Annotated in this window: 20 protein-coding genes; 3 read left to right on the top strand and 17 right to left on the bottom strand. The window is 41.9% G+C overall.

Annotated elements, in window-relative coordinates:
• A partial coding sequence (locus J690_RS18865; RefSeq protein WP_032037477.1) for an MFS transporter occupies positions 1-1,089 on the top strand: 1,089 nt, incomplete at its 5' end.
• Between the two features lie 61 nt (positions 1,090-1,150).
• Here J690_RS18865 and J690_RS18860 read toward each other — a convergent pair.
• From J690_RS18860 to J690_RS18795, 14 genes are all read right to left on the bottom strand, one after another.
• The gene (locus J690_RS18860; RefSeq protein ID WP_032037476.1) at positions 1,151-2,347 is read right to left on the bottom strand and encodes a hypothetical protein; all 1,197 of its coding nucleotides are present in this window, start codon (positions 2,345-2,347) and stop codon (positions 1,151-1,153) included.
• 155 nt (positions 2,348-2,502) lie between these two features.
• Positions 2,503-4,143, bottom strand: a complete 1,641-nt coding sequence (locus tag J690_RS18855) for a thiamine pyrophosphate-binding protein (protein ID WP_032037475.1) — start codon at positions 4,141-4,143, stop codon at positions 2,503-2,505.
• A 38-nt stretch (positions 4,144-4,181) separates the two neighbouring features.
• Positions 4,182-5,648, bottom strand: coding sequence for an aldehyde dehydrogenase (locus J690_RS18850; protein ID WP_032037473.1), 1,467 nt, complete (start codon positions 5,646-5,648; stop codon positions 4,182-4,184).
• A gap of 13 nt (positions 5,649-5,661) precedes the next feature.
• Positions 5,662-6,453, bottom strand: a complete 792-nt coding sequence (locus J690_RS18845; protein ID WP_032037471.1) for an aspartate dehydrogenase — start codon at positions 6,451-6,453, stop codon at positions 5,662-5,664.
• Between the two features lie 15 nt (positions 6,454-6,468).
• Complete coding sequence (locus tag J690_RS18840) at positions 6,469-7,263, bottom strand: SDR family oxidoreductase (RefSeq protein WP_032037469.1); 795 nt, start codon at positions 7,261-7,263, stop codon at positions 6,469-6,471.
• A gap of 15 nt (positions 7,264-7,278) precedes the next feature.
• Complete coding sequence (locus tag J690_RS18835) at positions 7,279-8,103, bottom strand: alpha/beta fold hydrolase (RefSeq protein WP_032037467.1); 825 nt, start codon at positions 8,101-8,103, stop codon at positions 7,279-7,281.
• 36 nt (positions 8,104-8,139) lie between these two features.
• A complete protein-coding gene (locus J690_RS18830) occupies positions 8,140-8,661 on the bottom strand; it encodes a cupin domain-containing protein (protein WP_002117566.1) in 522 nt (173 codons plus the stop codon).
• A gap of 23 nt (positions 8,662-8,684) precedes the next feature.
• The gene (locus J690_RS18825; protein ID WP_017399048.1) at positions 8,685-9,908 is read right to left on the bottom strand and encodes an MFS transporter; all 1,224 of its coding nucleotides are present in this window, start codon (positions 9,906-9,908) and stop codon (positions 8,685-8,687) included.
• A 42-nt stretch (positions 9,909-9,950) separates the two neighbouring features.
• Positions 9,951-11,162, bottom strand: coding sequence for an NAD(P)/FAD-dependent oxidoreductase (locus J690_RS18820; RefSeq protein ID WP_017387113.1), 1,212 nt, complete (start codon positions 11,160-11,162; stop codon positions 9,951-9,953).
• A 28-nt stretch (positions 11,163-11,190) separates the two neighbouring features.
• Entirely contained in the window at positions 11,191-12,120 is a 930-nt protein-coding gene (locus J690_RS18815; RefSeq protein ID WP_032037464.1) for a VOC family protein, read from the bottom strand.
• Positions 12,121-12,131: 11 nt separating this feature from the next.
• Entirely contained in the window at positions 12,132-12,896 is a 765-nt protein-coding gene (locus J690_RS18810) for an SDR family oxidoreductase (RefSeq protein WP_005303273.1), read from the bottom strand.
• Positions 12,889-13,956: an aromatic ring-hydroxylating oxygenase subunit alpha gene (locus J690_RS18805; protein WP_032037462.1), complete on the bottom strand. Its 1,068-nt coding sequence runs from the start codon at positions 13,954-13,956 to the stop codon at positions 12,889-12,891. Before J690_RS18805 ends, J690_RS18810 begins: the two co-directional genes overlap by 8 nt.
• Positions 13,957-13,972: 16 nt before the next feature.
• Positions 13,973-14,272: a recombinase-like helix-turn-helix domain-containing protein gene (locus tag J690_RS18800; protein WP_005070730.1), complete on the bottom strand. Its 300-nt coding sequence runs from the start codon at positions 14,270-14,272 to the stop codon at positions 13,973-13,975.
• Between the two features lie 27 nt (positions 14,273-14,299).
• Entirely contained in the window at positions 14,300-14,605 is a 306-nt protein-coding gene (locus tag J690_RS18795; protein ID WP_002117586.1) for a non-heme iron oxygenase ferredoxin subunit, read from the bottom strand.
• 273 nt (positions 14,606-14,878) lie between these two features.
• On the opposite strand from J690_RS18795, the gene J690_RS18790 reads away from it, so the two are divergent.
• On the top strand, positions 14,879-15,691 hold the full coding sequence (locus J690_RS18790) for an IclR family transcriptional regulator (protein ID WP_017399043.1): 813 nt from the start codon (positions 14,879-14,881) through the stop codon (positions 15,689-15,691).
• Positions 15,692-15,735: 44 nt separating this feature from the next.
• On the opposite strand, the gene J690_RS18785 is transcribed toward J690_RS18790, so the two are convergent.
• Positions 15,736-16,035, bottom strand: coding sequence for a hypothetical protein (locus J690_RS18785; protein ID WP_032037460.1), 300 nt, complete (start codon positions 16,033-16,035; stop codon positions 15,736-15,738).
• Positions 16,036-16,049: 14 nt separating this feature from the next.
• On the bottom strand, positions 16,050-16,631 hold the full coding sequence (pnuC, locus tag J690_RS18780) for a nicotinamide riboside transporter PnuC (protein ID WP_005070736.1): 582 nt from the start codon (positions 16,629-16,631) through the stop codon (positions 16,050-16,052).
• A gap of 246 nt (positions 16,632-16,877) precedes the next feature.
• Between pnuC and J690_RS18775 the strand changes: the two genes are divergently transcribed.
• The gene (locus J690_RS18775) at positions 16,878-17,666 is read left to right on the top strand and encodes a crotonase/enoyl-CoA hydratase family protein (RefSeq protein WP_032037459.1); all 789 of its coding nucleotides are present in this window, start codon (positions 16,878-16,880) and stop codon (positions 17,664-17,666) included.
• A gap of 102 nt (positions 17,667-17,768) precedes the next feature.
• Here J690_RS18775 and pgaD read toward each other — a convergent pair whose 3' ends face one another.
• Positions 17,769-18,188 carry a poly-beta-1,6-N-acetyl-D-glucosamine biosynthesis protein PgaD gene (pgaD, locus tag J690_RS18770; RefSeq protein WP_005075401.1) on the bottom strand — a complete coding sequence of 140 codons (420 nt, stop codon included), beginning with the start codon at positions 18,186-18,188 and terminating at the stop codon, positions 17,769-17,771.
• Between the last annotated feature and the right edge of the window lie 17 nt (positions 18,189-18,205).

Below are 18,205 nucleotides of genomic sequence, written 5' to 3'. Positions count from 1 at the left end.
TACTTTTTTAGGCCCTTAGGCGGGGTCGTCATGGCCCATTTTGGTGACTTGGTCGGGCGTAAAAAACTATTTTCGCTTTCTATTTTACTGATGGCACTGCCTACCTTGTTTATCGGGATTTTGCCAACTTTTGAAAATATTGGGTATTTGGCACCGCTACTTTTATTACTCATGCGTGTAGTACAAGGTATTGCAATTGGGGGGGAAATTCCAGCCGCATGGACCTTTGTGTCTGAACATGTACCTGAAAGAAAAATCGGACTGGCAAATGGGTTACTCACCGCTGGGCTGTCTTTAGGAATTTTACTAGGCGCGCTCATGTCTTTATGGATTTCACTGAATTTTAGTGAAGGACAAATCCATGACTGGGCATGGCGTATTCCTTTCATTGCAGGTGGTATTTTTGGTTTGGTTGCACTTTATTTACGAACTTATTTAAAAGAAACGCCTGTGTTTAAAGCCATGCAGGCTCGTAAAGAAATCTCAAAAGAAATGCCCGTAAAACAAGTCTTAAAAACGCATAAAACAGCCGTTGCGATTGGTATGTTATTTACGTGGTTTTTAACGGGCTGCGTGGTGGTGGTGATTTTAGCCATGCCAAATTTATTAACTGGTACGTTTGGCTTTGAGCGCGCACAGACTTTTGAAATGCAAAGTGCAGCTATTGTCATGCAAATGGTCGGCTGTATTTTAGCAGGCTATTTTGCTGACCGTTTTGGCTGTGGCAAAGTCATGATGGTCGGTGCGCTTGCTGTGGCACTTACAGCGGCAGTTTTTTATAACAGTTTGGGGCACGCGGCACATTCAACCATTTTTGGTTTATATATGTTGTTGGGTTTATGCTCTGGTACTGTCGGCATGGTGTCGAGCAGTATGGTTAAAATGTTCCCCGCGCCTGTGCGTTTCTCGGGCATTTCATTTTCTTATAATTTGTCTTATGCAATTGTTGGCGGTATGACGCTGCCTTTAGTGCATTGGCTCAGTCAATATAGTGATATTGGTGCGATGTATTATATTTTCGCGCTCACCATTTTGGCTTTTGTGACTGCCTTTGTATTTTGGAATAAGTTTGAAAAAAACAGATATTAAAAATTTTCACTTATTAAATAAAAAACCACGCCGATTGCGTGGTTTTTTATTGCTGCTTACTTTAGAAAGTAAAGCCAATATTAAAGTTAATACGGTATAGCCATTTATCACTGTTTGGCGACGTAGCAGAGGTATATCCTGTTGAATTGGTCGAGCCACCAATAATGTTGGAGTTTTTACCCCACGTATAATCCGCCCAAACCATAAATGGTGAAGCAATAAACATCATCCCTGTAGTGTTCATTTGCGAATCTGACCAATCATCACGTTTTTTATCGAGATAACTATAGTCATTATAAAACTTAATGGCTTTTAGCTTGCCCATATTGGTCACAGGCAACGTATAGGCAAGGTTTAAACTGGCAATCGTACCTTCCGAAGCAATGAAATAGGCTGGCGTAAGACCATTTGCCCCCATTAAAGTCATATCACTATTTACACCATCCGGATTTTTAGCATCGTATTGATAGTGAATGACCGAACTTTGTAAATTAAAGCGTTTGTAGTTGTTTTCAGTGTGCAAACCGACTGCATAATATTTGCCGTCTTTATCGGTAATATCATTATGTAGCTGGGCAATTGCACCCGATACACCAAACTCTTGCTTACCGAAATCAGTTTCTAACTTGCGAACAATGCGGGTATTCACCTGATTGCGCTTTTCATTTTGATAGGCTTTTTGAGATGGAAATGCATTTCCTGCCAAGTCATCGTAAGTTGCACTTTCTGGTGAGTAGCGCAGGTTCGTCTCTAACATTTGCGGGTAATAACCGAGTTTTACATCCCAATCTTTGTCGTGATAATTCCAGTTAATCCCTGGCGCAATATTGTTGCCATAACCTAAAAAGAATGGGATGTGGTAGGTCCAGCCATTTTGCGGGTAAGGATAAATCGTAAAAGGCTTATAAACTAAACCTGCTTCAATGCTGTTATTGGCATCTAAGTTATAGCCAACATATGCTTTCTCAATGGACGTTTTCTGTTGGTCTTGAACCATATAACTGGCATTGATGTAAGCATCATCAAATTTACCTTTGAGATCAACCCTGAAAATATCAAAATGGAGCTTACCAAAACCACGGTTTGGCCCTTCCCAATCTTCATAGCGTTGATTTAACCGAACCACCCCACCTAACTTTAATGAGTCGGTGCCATCATCACTTTTCCATTCAAGCAATGAATCTTTTGCAAATGCATTGACGCTTACCCCCAGCGTAAGCGGTGCAATGAATGCCATGATCAATGAAGTCTTTTTCATCTCTACATCCTTGATTGAGTTCCAGCGTCCTGCTGGAACTTTATTTGTTTTACCTGTAAAACTTCGTTTTTATTGTTTTTTAGATAAAAAAATTTATCTAAAAAAAGGATGGCTTAGCAGCTCCCATCGCATATGTACTAAACCATCCAAACTGGTTAATACAGTTTCTTTTGCGGTGGACCCGCGAAGTTTAATGGTCCAATCGAGTTCATATCGAGCTCAATCACGGTTGGCCCTTCAAAAGCGACTGCCTCTTGAATAACCGTTTTAAACTCATCTGCACTACCGACTTTCCAGCTCTTCACACCCATAGATTCGCCAAGAAGTTTGTAGTCTGGTGTATGCAACTCATTGAAATACTGACGACCACCAAAGTAGTTATTTTGAATGCCACGCATTACGCCATAGCCACCATCGTTCATAATCATTAAGACCATGTTGGTGTTTTCTTGCACCATGGTTGCAATTTCGCCAATGCCAAGCATTAAGCCACCATCGCCGACCAAACCAATTACTTTTTTATCAGGGTTAGCAACTGAAGCACCGATTGCTGTTGCAAGGCCTAAACCAATTGCACCCGCGAGTGAGTGGATGTTTTGGTTTGGTGCTTGTACAGGGAATAAACGACTGCCCCATGTACTACCCGACATGGTGATGTCACGTACAAAAATGCCGTCTTGAGGTAAAGCTGCGCGCAAGTGATCACAAATTAATGCGTACTGATCGATTTGTTTACGCAGTGCATCAATTGCAGCCTGTTTAGCAGCCACTACAGCAGCATCGTAATCGGCATCAACTTTTGAAGTCCCCTGAAGCTGTTCCAACACACGTGTTAAGACATCTTTGGCATCGCCACAAATGAAGTTGCGGATTTTGTAATTACGTTGCTGAGCCACTGGGTTGGCATCCACCTGAATAATGTTTTCAGGGAATTCAACCGAATAAGTTTTAGTTTCATTACTACGTAAACGAGAACCCACCACAACCATCAAGTCGGCATCTTTTAATAACTGCTCAACACCCGCCGAGTTATGGAAAGCACCCAAACTACGTGGGTGGTCATCTGCCAACACCCCACGACCATGTGTAGATGACACAACAGGAATACCTAAATCTGCAATTGCTTTAACTTCGGCAACGCTATTTAAAGTTCCACCGCCAATCCAGAAAATCGGACGTTTTGCTTTTTTGATTTCACTGACAAGATGGTCAATTTCTGCTTGCTCTGCCTGTGGTAACTCAAGTGCTTTGACTGGCCCTAAGTTAAGTGGCAAATCAATTTCTGCTGCTTGTACATCAATTGGTAACTCAACACTAACCGGTCCCATTGGAACTGTAGTTGCTACACGGATTGCTTCACGTATTACACCAACAGCATTGTCTGGGCTGGTAATACGGAACGCCGCTTTGCTCGATGCACGCAAGAATGTAAGTTGGTCTTTGGTTTCATGGATGAAGCTTGCATCACGGTCGAGATATTCACGCTCAACTTGACCCGTTAAATGCAATACAGGGCTACCCGCATTCATTGCTTCAATCAGTGAACCTACGGCATTACCTGCCCCAGCACCTGTACTGGTCAACGCTACACCTAGGCCTTTAAAGCGTGAGTGTGCATCTGCCATGGTAACTGCGCCAGCCTCACCACGGGCTGCAACAAAGCGCATTCTTTCACGGCGCCCTACTGCATCGGCAATAGGTAAATTGTGGATGGAAATAACACCATAAATACTATCAACTTGGTGCGCTTCTAAAACTCTTGCGATTGCTTCGCCTACATTTACACGTTCAGTCATGTCTGTTCCTCAAAATTTATTTTCAGTCCTTGAATTTATTAATCGCACCAAGGGTTAGGCTGTTCATTCAGCCCCATATAAATACTCTTTTGTTGCATGTACGATAAAATGCCCAAACGGCCTTTTTCGCGCCCGATACCACTGTCTTTAAAGCCACCAAACGGCGCACTAATCGAGAATTTTTTGTAGGTATTAATCCATACCGTTCCCACTTCTAATGCACGTGCAATACGCCAAGCTTTGCGATAGCTTTCAGTCCAGATACCTGCGGCAAGACCAAAACAGCTGTCATTGGCTTGGGCAATTAAATCTTGCTCGTTGTCATATTTCATAACGACTAAAACAGGGCCAAAAATTTCTTCCTGACAGGTTTGAGCACTGTTATTTAAGCCTGTGATAATGGTTGGTAAGTAATAGCTTCCTTTGGCATAGTCACCAGTCGTAAGTGCCTCACCACCAATCAGAACCTGACCACCTTCGCTTTTAGCAAGTTGCACATAGCGATCAACTGACTGCAAATGTTTGTCATTGACCAGTGGTCCTAAATGCACCCCCGCCTGTTCTGGATGGCCCACACGTAAGCCTTTGGTGATTTCAACCAAACGCATTAAAAACTGATCGTAAAGACTGCTATGAATAAACAAGCGAGAACCTGCGATACACGCTTGGCCTGCCGAGCTAAAAATTCCGTACGCTACACCTTTAGCAGCCAGTTCGACATCTGCATCTGGTAAAACGATGGTTGGTGACTTACCACCTAACTCAAGCGAAGTGGTAATCAGTTTGTCTGCGGCAATATGTGCCAAATGACGTCCTGTGGTTGTTCCACCTGTAAAAGAAATTTTACGAACCAATGGGTGTTGAGCAATTGCATCACCAATCACAGAACCGCGCCCCACTAACACACTGAGTAAGCCTTTTGGTAAACCAGCCTCTTCAAAAATTTTGGCAAGCTCTAAAGCAATCAGTGAAGTTGCTTCTGCTGGTTTTAAAACCACGGCATTTCCTGCTGCCAAAGCTGGAGCAAGTTTTTGAACCTCACTCGCAATTGGAGAGTTCCAAGGAGTAATTGCTGCTACCACGCCGACAGGTTCATGCACGCTCATGGTCATAAAATCTGGAGCACGTTGAGTGGTGAGCTCGTCATTCATTGTTTCACATGCTGCTGCAACATAACGTGCAGTCGCCGCAGCGCTCATCACCAAACCGCGAGTTTCGGTTAAAGGCTTCCCATTATCGCGGGTTTGTAATTTCGCTAATTCGTCTACACGCGCTTCAATAATGTCTGCGACCTTGTAGAGAATACGTGCGCGCTCATGCGGCAAGCTGTTTCTCCAGCTCGGTTGACGCCAAGCCTGATCTGCTTTTTCAATTGCCTCATTTACGTCTTCAAGCGTTGCCGTTGAAAGCTCAGCGTTTACCGACTGATCTGCCGGAAAAAGGCTTTGAATGACTGCACCACTGCCTAATCGCCATTCACCCGCAATATAAATTTCCTTTGCCATGATCAAATCCTTCTTAAATTTGTATTGCTTCTACACTGTTGCGACAAGCACGAATCACGCTAAGCGCAGCCAAAGTTGATGTTTTTGGGTTACTTGGCAACGGCACGCCCACCAGTTCAATAGTCATTTGTCCAAAGCCACCTTCTGCCACAATGGTGTGTTTGTTTTTGTTGATGGTTGGATCAACAGTTAACTCAACCATGGTTTCATCCATACCAAGTCCTGCAAGTGCAATAGTTGCTGCAACATTGGCATTGGCTGGAAATTTGGTCGCAGCTTCACGGGCAGTTCCAGTGAAAAAGACTGTAGCTTCAACAACATGGTCTAAATCGACCAATTGCTCTGCATAACTGCCCTTCCAGCTTTTTGGACTTTTGCAGCCTTTGTAAGTGACTTTTTGCAAACCACCTTCTTTAGCAGCAGAAATACCGTCAATGCCTGCGATAGCCCCTGCAAGTAAATGCAGATGTGCATCATTTTTTTCGGCAGTTTGCTTAAGCTGAACCAGAAACTCGCTATCAGCCAAAGTACCCACCGAAATCAGACCAATGGTCCAGCCTTTCGCTAAAACTTTTTGAGCATGCTCTTTCACTGCTGCTTGACCTGCCACCTCAATGACATAGTCTGGCGTACCATCGCATTGCTCAATATCTGAAATCACCTGAATCTCGGAAGAGACTTGTGACTGCACTTTTTCAATACTGCGAGATGGCACTACAATCCATTTGAGTTGCAGATCTTGAGGCAAGTGGGCATACACTTCTGCTGCCATTGCGCCAAAACCAATCATCATCAACTTTTTCATGACAGCACCTGATATTTATAAATGTTTGTTAAAACCACCTGAGACATCTATTGCCGAACCTGTGGTGTAAGATGCCAATGGTGATGCCAAGAAAACTAAAGCACGTGCAGGCTCTTCTGGACGGCCTAAACGCTGCATAGGAATACCGCGATTTTTTGCGATATTGCCTGTCCACTCTTCCCATGACAGATTCAAATCTGAACGGGTTTCATAACGGCGTTTCCACTGCGCAGACTCGACCATTCCGAGTAAAATCGAGTTCACACGAACGCCATATTGAGTAAACTCATGCGCCAATGAATGGGTTAAATTCAACAGTGCAGCGCGTGCAGATGAAGTCGCAATCATGTGCGGTTCCGGTTGCAATGCCAGTAACGAGTTCACATTGGTAATTGAGGCATTTGCCGACTGTTTTAAGTCGTCAAGAAAAGCCCGTACCGGATGTAAAACACTGAAATATTTCAGCTCGATTTCTTTCATCCAGTCTTCATCTTGTGTGTTTTCAAAATTTGAAACACGGCCTTGCCCAGCATTGTTAATGAGCATGTCCACATTGCCCAAATTGAGTTTGACCTCTTTGGCAAATTGCTGAACTTCTTCTTTTTTCAATACATTGCATGCTTTGGTAAAAATATTGGCATGCGGATATTTTTCTAAAATATAGTGCTTAGAAGCATTTAAACGTTCTTCATCGCGACCACACCAAGCAACTTTTGCACCCTCTGCAACCAGTATTTCAACAGCAGCCAGCCCAATCCCAGATGAGCCACCGGTAACAACTGCAACTTTTCCTTCAACTTGGAAGCTCATAATCCTTAATCTCTCTTACGATTGTTCCTGAATCATCAACATAATTTGGTTAAATGCTTGCGGTTGGTCGACATAACTTAAATGTCCTGCATCTTCTATGACGAAGCGCTGTTCCAACTGCAATTCCTGAGCAAGCTCTTGTATACCTAACGCAGGAGTGATTTGATCTTGCTGCCCTACAATCACTGTGCATGGGACTTTTAAATCGGTTAAGTAATTACGTATTTCGTCATATGCAAGTAAGTACGATGCATGTGTGAAACCTTGTAAGGTCAACTGCTGCATCACCTCTGAAACTAAAGCTAAGGCTTGTGGCTCTTGTCTATAAATCAAATGAGGTCCACGGCTTTCGGCCATTCCTTTAGCACCGAGTTCTTTCAACATTTTTGGTCTTTTTTCAAAAATCTGAATTTGTGTTTGTTCATCGTGGCGTTGGTAGCCTTGCGCCAAATTAGCTACAACCAAGTGTTTCACTCGCTCTGGATAAAGTGCAGCAAATGCACTCGCCTGTAAGGCGCCTAATGAGTGTCCGACCACAATCGCTTTTTCAATTTTTAAAACATCAAACAACGCTGCCAAACGCTTTGCGTAGTCGGTAGCATTGGGCTGATCCGTTAAAAGTTCAGCTGATTTGCCATAGCCCGGTGCATCCCAGGCAATGACATGAAAATGATGAGACAACACTTCAAGTTGGTTTACCCATGAAGCAGAACCTGAACTAATGCCATGCAACAGCACAAGGTACTCGCCCTGACCGGCTTCCCGATAGGCTTGCTGCTGGCCTTGAACAGTAACGGTTTTCACCGGAAATTCTGCTAACTTTTCAATGAGTGTCATCATTTTCAATTCGTTCCTTTCATTCACTTCATCAAACAATTAACGTTTGATTTGAGACAACGGATGCTCTGGTGGATAGTTCGGAATGGTTGGTTTACCTGTTCCCAACATCACACACATCAAGGCATCTTCTTGACCTGGGTTAAACAAACCACGGTAAATACCCGGTGGAATTGAAATCAGGTCACGCTCTTTTAAACGGGTTTCAAATTTTTCGCCGTTATGCTCAATGAACAAATCAATTTCGCCGCGAAGCATAAAGAACACTTCTTCAACATCGTGGTGAATGTGCAAAGGACCTTCACACTGTGGTGGCAGAACCATGGTTGAAAACGTGAAGTTTTCTGCTGGTACAGTGTTACCGTCATTTGCAACACCTGTTGCACCCGTACCCATATAACGCATTTGTGCACGGCGATATTTCGGGTCGTAATCTGCTTGGAACTTCAAAGCATCGAAGTCATATTTACGTGTCTCAAAGCGAGCAATACGTGTGTTTAACCAATCTTCTAAAGAAGCACCCTCTGGTTGTGCCCACGATTCGAATTGTTGTGTAGTCATTTTTTAAACTCCTATACAGTGAATTAATAACGTTTTAAAAGAGGAACCAAGAACAACGACCCAATGACAGCGACAGCAGCCAAGAAGGTAATTCCTAAATTAAAACTGTGTGTTTGCATCACGATGTAACCGATAAGAACAGGCGCAATTGCACTTGCAAAATTACCTAAACCGTTAAATATTCCACCCGCAGTCGCCCCTACATTTGAGGTCGTTACTCTTGCAAGCAGAGCAAATACAGCTGCGACCCCAAAACCCCATGCCATAGCACTTAAAGACATGGCAGCAATAATCAATAGAGGCTCAGTCATAATGACCATCACATACATGAAGATGCCCGCGAGTAATAAACCGCTAAATACTTGAATTGCGCGGCGGCCTAACTTGTCAGATAAAAACGCACCGATAATTTCGCCAATTAACATGGCAATGAACGGAAAGCTTGAATACATCCCAAACTCTTTGAGATTGAATCCTTTGTCTTGCATTAAGTAAGAAGGAACCCAGCTGTTTAAGCCCCACAAATAAGTCATCAACGCAATGTTAAAGAGACAAACCAACCAGAATGCGCTGTTGCTGAGCAGCAATTTAGTATTAGTAATGTGACCTTTGAAATTAGTGCGTTTACTCTCGCCCTCAATTTCGACAGTTTTCTTGAGCTGTAAGTTACGCAGACCAAAAACAATGCTAAAAATCGCAATCAGGGTTAGCGCAGCCATCACAAAAAAAGTGGTGTGCCAGTCGTGGTGAGCTAAAACATTTGCCGTGATTGGGAACCCAAGGAATGCACCTATCGGTGTTCCAAGTAAGAACATAGTAGAAGCACGTGCCTGCTGACGGTCCGTATAAGTCTGCTTAACAATGGTATATGCCAAGGCAAATAACGGGCCTTCTGCTAAACCAAGCAGTACACGTAAAATCAACATGCCTGAATAACTGGTGGTGAACCCCATACAGAACATGAGTACGCCCCACGACGTTACGCTCCAGAACAGCATTTTCTTTGGGTTAAAGATGTCACCCAAAAAGCTGAGAAAGACTGATGAAAAACCATAAGCAAGTAAAAAACTTGTCATGAGCCATCCGAGCTTGGCCTTATCTTCAGCAATTCCCATTGCACTTTGAAAATGAGGATCTGAAAATAAAACCGCAATACTAATCTTGTCGAAAAACGCCAGTACCACACATACCATAAGGACAAAAGCAGGTACCCAATGCTTCAATCCACTTTTTTCTTCATTACTCATGTGTCATTCCTTCGATTTGGTAATGAGAACCAGATTTAATGTTTACGGTTTTAACTTCATGACATTAAATTCAGCATCTGCTAATAGTTTTGGATCTAAAACGGTGTTGGCTTGCATCCAACGTTTTGCCAGTTTGACCAGTTTAGAATCATTAATGGCAATCATGTTGAGCAAACGATTTTCATGGTCCAGATATAAATAGCTCACCTGATCTTCACCGCCTTGGCGAATGACTACTTCCTTCGTTTTTTCAGGTTGATACGTACCTAAAATCTGGATATTAAAGTGATATTGATCTGACCAAAGCCATGGAATATCGCTATATTCAGTTTCAATGCCGAGCATCGACTTTGCTGCTGCAATTGCCTGATTTTGTGCATTTGCCCAAGACTGAATGCAATAACCCAAACCAGGATGAATCGCGACATCACCTGCGGCATAAATGTTTTGATCTGAAGTTTGCCCAAAACAATTCACTACAATGCCATCTTTCACATCGAGACCAGCATGTACACCTAACTCTTTGGCAATCTCGGCGCCTGCACCTACCACGACACAGTCAAATAACTGACTATTTTGAGGATGGTTCACCACTTCAACTTTCTGATTAGGTGCTTCAACCAAATGAAGGCTCTTGCTGTCTAAATGAATTTTTGTGCCTTGGGTTTCATGCATATTTTTTAAAAATGCAGACACTTCCGGACTCACACTTCTTGCACATAAGCGGTCGCCATATTCAAATATATGAACATCTTTACCTTGCTTACGCGCAGTTGCAGCAATTTCTAAACCAATCCAGCCACCGCCAATCACAGCGACATTTTTTGCATTCTTTAAAATTTCAGCCAAACGTTCACAATCATGCACATTGCGTAAAGTCACAACATTTGGAATGAACTGCCATGTATTGACGGGTACACGCGCACGGCTTCCAGTTGCAATCAGCAATTTGTCATACGGCAAAATCTGACCGCTTTCTAAATGAACCTGTTTTTGCTCACGATCGACTTTTGTTGCAATTTCCGGTTTATGCCATTGAACGTTGAACTCTTGAACCTGTTCAGGTGAGAACAGATTCAAACTTTCATAAGTTGCTTCTTTTGAAAGTACTTGCTTAGACAGTGGCGGACGTTCATAAAACACTTGATCTTCATTTGAAACCACGTGAATTTCACCCACATACCCATTTTGACGCAAGGTACTTACTGCCCAACCCGCTGCCTGTCCGGCACCTACAATTACGATCTTTTCCATAGCCATCTTCCTTGTAAAGCAATACCTGTTAAACAGGCTTCACCTGACGGCGGGGTGTGTCATCAAGACCACCTTCAATCGCCCATTCAGTGAAAAGCTCTAGACGATGTTCTTCTACACGTGGTTGCCATTCTTCTGTCAAATAATCATCGTTGGTGTAATATTCAAATGCACCACCTAATGGTGAGTTGACGTACCAGAAATAAGCAGAAGAAATTGGGTGACGTCCTGGTCCAATAAAGGTTGACCACTCCGAACGATTCATATTTAGACCGCCCCCAATCACCTCATGGATATCACGTACTACAAACGCAACGTGATTTAAGCCAGCAGGTTTATTTGGAACACTGAGCAAGAATAAATCGTGGTGATAACCTTCTCCACGACAACGTAAGAATGCACCGCGATTTTTATAGGCATCCGATAAATGGAAACCTACTTTCTCGATATAGAAGTTTTCAGTTGTTGCCAAATCCGGTGTGAAAAACACCACGTGTCCAATTGCAACAGGCTGACCTTTTTCATAGACTGGACTTGCGGCATTCACACGTTGAATGTTGCCGTATTGGTTAATGCCTTCCGTTTTAAGTTCAGGTACTTCTTTAACAAAGCTTTGTTCAAAACGAATGGTCATGCCATTTGGGTCAAGACACTGAACTGTATTTTCAGAACGTTTAAAACCTTCTACATCGGCCAAACGAGCTGCCAATTCTTCAAGGTCTTGAGCATGATCAACACCCCAAGTCACTTCACGTAAAGTTGAACCTTGCTCAATTGCAGTCGGCAAACGCTCATCATCACAATTAAATAGATAAATCTTACTGCCATTTTGGGTTTGGTATAAATCTGTGCCTTCAATATCTGAAGTACTTTGGCTTAAACCAAAATCTGCCAAAAACTTGTTTGAAGCGGCTCTATCTTCAACTCCAAACTTTAAAATCTCGATCCCTGTAATCATTTGACTACTCCTTAGTTAAAGACAAAACCGCCATTGACCGGAATATTTTGACCTGTCACAAAAGAGGACAAATCCGACAGTAGATACAATGCTGTTCCATTTAAATCTTGTGGAAGTTGCTGACGTTGAATCGCTCTTCCGTTGACATATAAATCGTGACGTTCTTGGGGCACATACTCGGTTGCTTCAACCAGAGTTAAACCCGGTGACAATGTGTTGACACAAATATTAGATTGTCCCAACTCTCTTGCCATTGAACGCGTCATGGCAACAATTGCACCTTTACTTGCCACATAAGCCATTAGGTTCGGTGCGCCCCAAAGTGCCGTATCGGAAGCAACATTAATAATTTTGCCAGCAGCCGATTGCTTTAAATGGGGAACGCAGGCCTTACTGATCAGCCATGTGCCTTTCACATTAATATTCATGACCCGATCCCAAAGTTCAGGATCGTAATCAATCATATTTTTTCCACCGACATTGGTTGCCAGTGCCGCACAGTTCACAAGTCCGTCTAGTCCTTGTAATACTTCCACGCTTTTTGCAACCGCATTTTCAATAGAGTCTGCATTGGCAAGGTCAACGGTGACAGCATGAACGTTTAGCCCTTGTTTCTGTAAAGCTTGTGCTTCTTGTTGCACCAAGTCAGACAAAATATCTGCCATCACAACTTCAGCACCTGCCTCGGCAATGGCTTGAGCGAAATCTCGGCCTAAACCACGTGCAGCACCAGTCACTAAAACTTTTTTGCCTTGCAACAACGCTACATTAGCCATGAGCTTGTTCCTGCATCTCGATACGGTTTGATGCATTTAGTGCAGCAATTTTCTTTAATTGCTTTTCAGCTTCTTTTTTCATTAAACGGCGTAAACGTGCAAGACCAACATCGTGTTGATAGAGGAACTCTTTTTCACGCGCATTTGGTGCAAGGTTTTCTAAAATAATTCGGTCTTGTTCCAATACATCCCAGTGCAACTGTTCTAAATGATTGCGATATAAGAAACGCCATACATTACGTTGCCAGCCACTTACCTTACGACAGCGCCAGAAAAATACGCGAGTATTATTGGCATCAATTGGCGTTGCATAACCCACAATCCAGAATTCGCCACCTGGGCCAAATTGTTTGCGGTATGGAATTGAAAGACGTAACCAGCTTGCCCCTGTTGAACCATATTCAACCCAGTCAAAGTTCACACCTGTTTGACCTTCTTTTTCAAAAATAAAACCATTATCGGTCGTGCGGTGCTTCATCTCTGCAGTACGTTCACCATCTGCCATCGAGTGCGATGTCGCGTGTAAATAGGTCCCATGCATTGGGTCCATCACATTATCAATCGCGTATTGATGGTTTACTTTCCAGTCTGCTTGGCAAAGGAATGCACTCCACTCTTCACTTGCAAGTTGCTCTGGGAACTCAAGCGGTGCTGGTTGTTCATTTGCATCGATGCCAAACCAGATAAAGATTGCGCCATGTTGCTCAATTACAGGATAGTTCTTTAAACATTTAGTTCCGGTCATTGGACATTCATGAACTGCTGGCACATCGGCAACTACACCATCAGCACGAACTTCAACACCGTGATACCAGCAAGCAACTCGATCACCTAAATTCCAACCAAGGGAAAGACGAGCACCGCGGTGTGGACAGCGATCTTCAAGTGCATGGACCTGACCTTCGGCATCACGCCAAACCACAATATTTTCGCCTAAACGGGTAATTCCGACCGGATTAGCAGCGACTTCCCAACTTGCCAAAACCGGATGCCATTGGTCACGTAAACCAAGTTCTAAATATTCTTCAGCGCTTTGTGAAGTTGATACGATTGCGTTCATTTTATTCTTCCCTGAATCAATAACCTAAACGTTGCATTTCTTCTGTAAAGCTTGCAGAAGTCCATTCATCACCAGATTCACAGCGGAAACCCTGTTGATTAAGTGCAGAAACAACGTCATCTAACTCTGTTGCGCCCGCAGAAAATGCCTGAATCAAGTTTTTTACAAAATCCTGTTCATAGAGCGTTGGTTCTTTATAACGTGTCTGCCAAACCAACAATTCAGATTGACCTGGAATTTGAATATTGTTGATACCTGCTTCGGTTGCCGGCGTTGCATGAATCCAGCTTGCCAACTTTTCATTAAATGTCTTCATTGTTCTGCTTCCTTGTACATGTGAGGACTAGAGTTGAATTTGAATATCCTGTCCTTCAACACGAACTGGGTACGTACATAGGTTTCTACACCCTGGCCCACTTTTTAGCTCACCTGTTTGAATGTCAAAAATTGCTTCGTGCAATGGGCATTCAACAGTCTGATCTTCGATAAATCCTTCGGTTAATAAGGCATACGCATGAGGGCAAACATTTTCGATAGCAAAGTAATTTTCATCGACGAAAAATACGCCTATTTTTTTCCCTTCAATTTCGATGGCTTTCGGCTCATCTTCGCTAACGTCACCCTGCTGACAAACTGAGATCCAACTCATACCTTGCGTCCTCATTTTGTTTTATATACAAAACATAATTTGATTTTCAAAACACAAGCTAAGCATAATCCCCTTGATCATTTTTTGTCAAAGTAAAAATAAATATAAAATTCATTGTCTTATTAATTTTTAAATATTTTGTTACGTTTCAAGAAGGAAACAAAGTTTTAAATATAAAAATTGTTTTATGCATTTTTAACAATTACAATAGTTATAAAATAAAGCAGCATGCCCCAAATTGAATCATGTTTTATTTATAGGAAAATGACACGAATGAGCATAGCAATTGATGAAGATTCGCAAGAATCGGAAACAACAAAAAATGATGATCGATATTTAGTTCCCGGTCTTGTACGGGGTTTAGCTATCTTGCAAGCATTTAACCAACAAGCGCAAGAAATGACCATTACAGAAATTGCTGAAATTTTAGAAGTGAACCGTTCTAGTGCATTTCGTCTGATCTATACACTCGAATCTTGTGGCTATTTAAGAAAAGCATCTCAAAAAACTTACGCTCTCGATTCAAAAGTTATGGAACTTGGTTTTAACAGTTTATCTAAACTTTCATTACTCGATTTATCGACACCTTTAATGAAAGAACTACGTGACCAAACCAAACTCGCGGTACATCTTTCAATTTTAGAAGGCACTCATATTGTCTTTGTAAATAATATCCAGTCGATGGGAACCTTTACGAGCAACATTAGTTTAGGAACTCGCTGGCCTGCTCATGCAACCGTCATTGGTCAAATGCTTTTATCTGATTTACCTGAAACGGAAGTACGTCAGCGTTACCGCAATTTTAGCGATTGGGACAGTTTCTCTGAACTGACGCCAACCAATTTAAAAGCTTTATTGCAAAGACTCTCTTACGTAAAAACTCAAAAAACCATGGTGAGCTGGGGTCATTACAATCATGATATGGCAGCCTGTGCGGCACCTATTTTTAAACAGTCAAACGGGAAAATGGTCGCTGTTATCTCTGTGAGTTGTCCAATTACAACTTACGATGAAAGAACATTTAAAGAAGATATCGCAAGTTTAGTTGTTGAAACAGCGAATAAAATTTCCAAATTTATTTATTAAAAAAAGCGACGTTAAGTCGCTTTTTTTAGATTTTATTTCATAAATTAAAAATTACTTTTTAAAACGTTCTCATTCATATCTTTAAAGATAATTGTCGAATTATTTTCTTTAATATCAAATTTTAAATACTGCTCTTTAAACTGAATAATTGCATAAAACTCTTCGGCACCATCATCTAAACCTGTCGCAGAAATCTGGCTGCCTTGTGGAAATTTCTTAAGCCATGCAGCATTATAAAAATCTGATACAGAATTAAATTCACAATATTCTTTTGGCTCTGCCATTATTTTTGCAGCCATTTGATCAAACTGTTGTTGTTTATAAACCTCTAAGCTCAACAACATGATCGCTCTCCAAATTAAAGCTGGTTTGAGGCTAAAAGCTGTTTCTTTTTAACCTTTTCCCATTGATACCAACCATAAGCTGCCATCAAAACAAATGCTGCATACAAAGCGGCTGTTAAAAATAAATCTTTATAGATGAACATACCGACATAAATAATATCGACAAATACCCAAAGTATCCAAGTCGCAATATGTTTTCGGCTGGTCCAATACGTTGCAAGTAAACTAAATGCGGCAAGTTGTGAGTCGAGCATAGGAACTGCTGCATCAGTAAAGTTTTTAAGAATTAAGCCAAAAAGCAAGCCACCTACCGCGGCAATGATCATTTGGATGATAGCGGTTTGAACTGCAATCGGTTCAATTCGAATATCGTGATCTTGCTGCTTTCCTTTAAGCCAGTAGTAAAAGCCATAAAAATTTACCACCATAAAAAAGAACTGCAAAATCGTTTCGCCATATAGCTTAAATTCGTAAAACAAATACGCATATAAAACAAAGGCAAAGAAATTAAACAGCCAACACCACATATTACGGATTACCGTTAATCCGACTCCAATCAGGCTAATCAAGACCGCAAAGATTTCTAGAGGTGACATAAAACAGCTGCTTATTGAGATCAATTTGACGAAGTATTATGAGAAAAATATAAAGCGAAGCAAACTGCTAATTTAAATAAATTATGGAAATTAAGGTTGTCTGAGGTTTTACTCTTTTCTAATGTCATCGATTTATTTCAATGCACAGATAAAAGAAATACCGATCGAGTCGCGAACAAATTATATTTGCTAGTTTTTAAACGATTGTTTAAAACATGATTAAAGACAAATAAAGAGCGTGACAATATGTCAAATCAAGCAGGAAAAGTCAGCCGTGAAACTCGTGGACATATTTTTTTAATTGGTCTAGATCGGGCAGCAAAACGTAATGCTTTTGATAGTCACATGATCAAAGACTTATCACTAGCGCTCACCGGATATGAAAATAATGATGCCCTGCGCTGTGCGGTTATCTTTGCTCATGGGGATCATTTTACAGCTGGTTTAGACCTAGTTGAGTTACAACCTAAACTCGCTACAGGTGTTTTTGATTTTAGTGAAAATGAAATTAACCCTTGGGGCACAATAGGCCGGAAACTGAGTAAACCTTTGATAGTGGCAGTACAGGGTTATTGTTATACAGCTGGTATAGAACTATTCCTCAACGCAGATATTACGATTGCGAGTGAAAATACACAATTTGCTCAAATGGAAGTTCAACGTGGCATCTTACCTTTTGGTGGAGCTACAGCACGATTTACTCAAGCTGCCGGTTGGGCCAAAGCCATGCGTTATTTACTCACTGGTGACTCTTTCGATGCCCAAGCAGCATTTGACATGAACCTGATTACCGAAATATGCCCAGATGGTTCTCAGCTCAGCCGTGCCATAGAACTTGCTGAACATGTTTCGCAAGCTGCTCCTCTTGCTGTAAAAGCGACTCTCGCCTCTGCGCGTGAAGCTATTAACGAAGGTTACGGGGTTGCCTTTAAGCAACTGCAAACTCATCTTCAACCATTGCTCACCACAGAAGATGTTCAAGAAGGTGTGTTTGCCATGTTGCAAAAAAGACCGCCTGTTTTCAAAGGTAAATAATACCTGCACAAGCACTGCACTCTATAGTTTAAAGCTTATGGATATACTGAAATTAGCGTAAGAAAAAGCCCACATGATGCGGGCTTTTTTTATTAATCGGCTTTATTCAACTCTAACGATTTTACCTAGCTCATCATGGTGAACGACTGTAATTTTCTGACTACGTCCCTGTTCAATTTCATGTTCAGGTAAATCAAAATAGCGCGCATAATCCTCTGTCTGTTTTGCTTTAAGCGCATTACCGCCAACACGATGCTCAGGCAGCACATGACTCCACAATAATAAGCAAATTGCACAAGCAATTAACGCAGTAATACCATGTTCAATGCCTAAACCAAACGCACTAAACAAACGGTGAACCAAATGTGTTTTTTGGAGCTCAGCTAAAACCCAGATCAGTACAAATGGACGCCACAGCAACAACCAAACCGCCCACATCATGGCTGTGCTTGTTGTAGAAGCATAGCGTTTATGCCATGGTAATTGACGGCGTAAATCAATAATCAACGAATTTGTCTTCATTTCTCTCTTTACCTAAC

The sequence above is a fragment of the Acinetobacter sp. 742879 genome (assembly GCF_000588535.1).
Taxonomy (GTDB): domain Bacteria; phylum Pseudomonadota; class Gammaproteobacteria; order Pseudomonadales; family Moraxellaceae; genus Acinetobacter; species Acinetobacter pittii.
The sequence above is the reverse complement of the archived record's forward strand: the minus strand, read 5'-3'. Positions and strand labels throughout refer to the sequence as shown.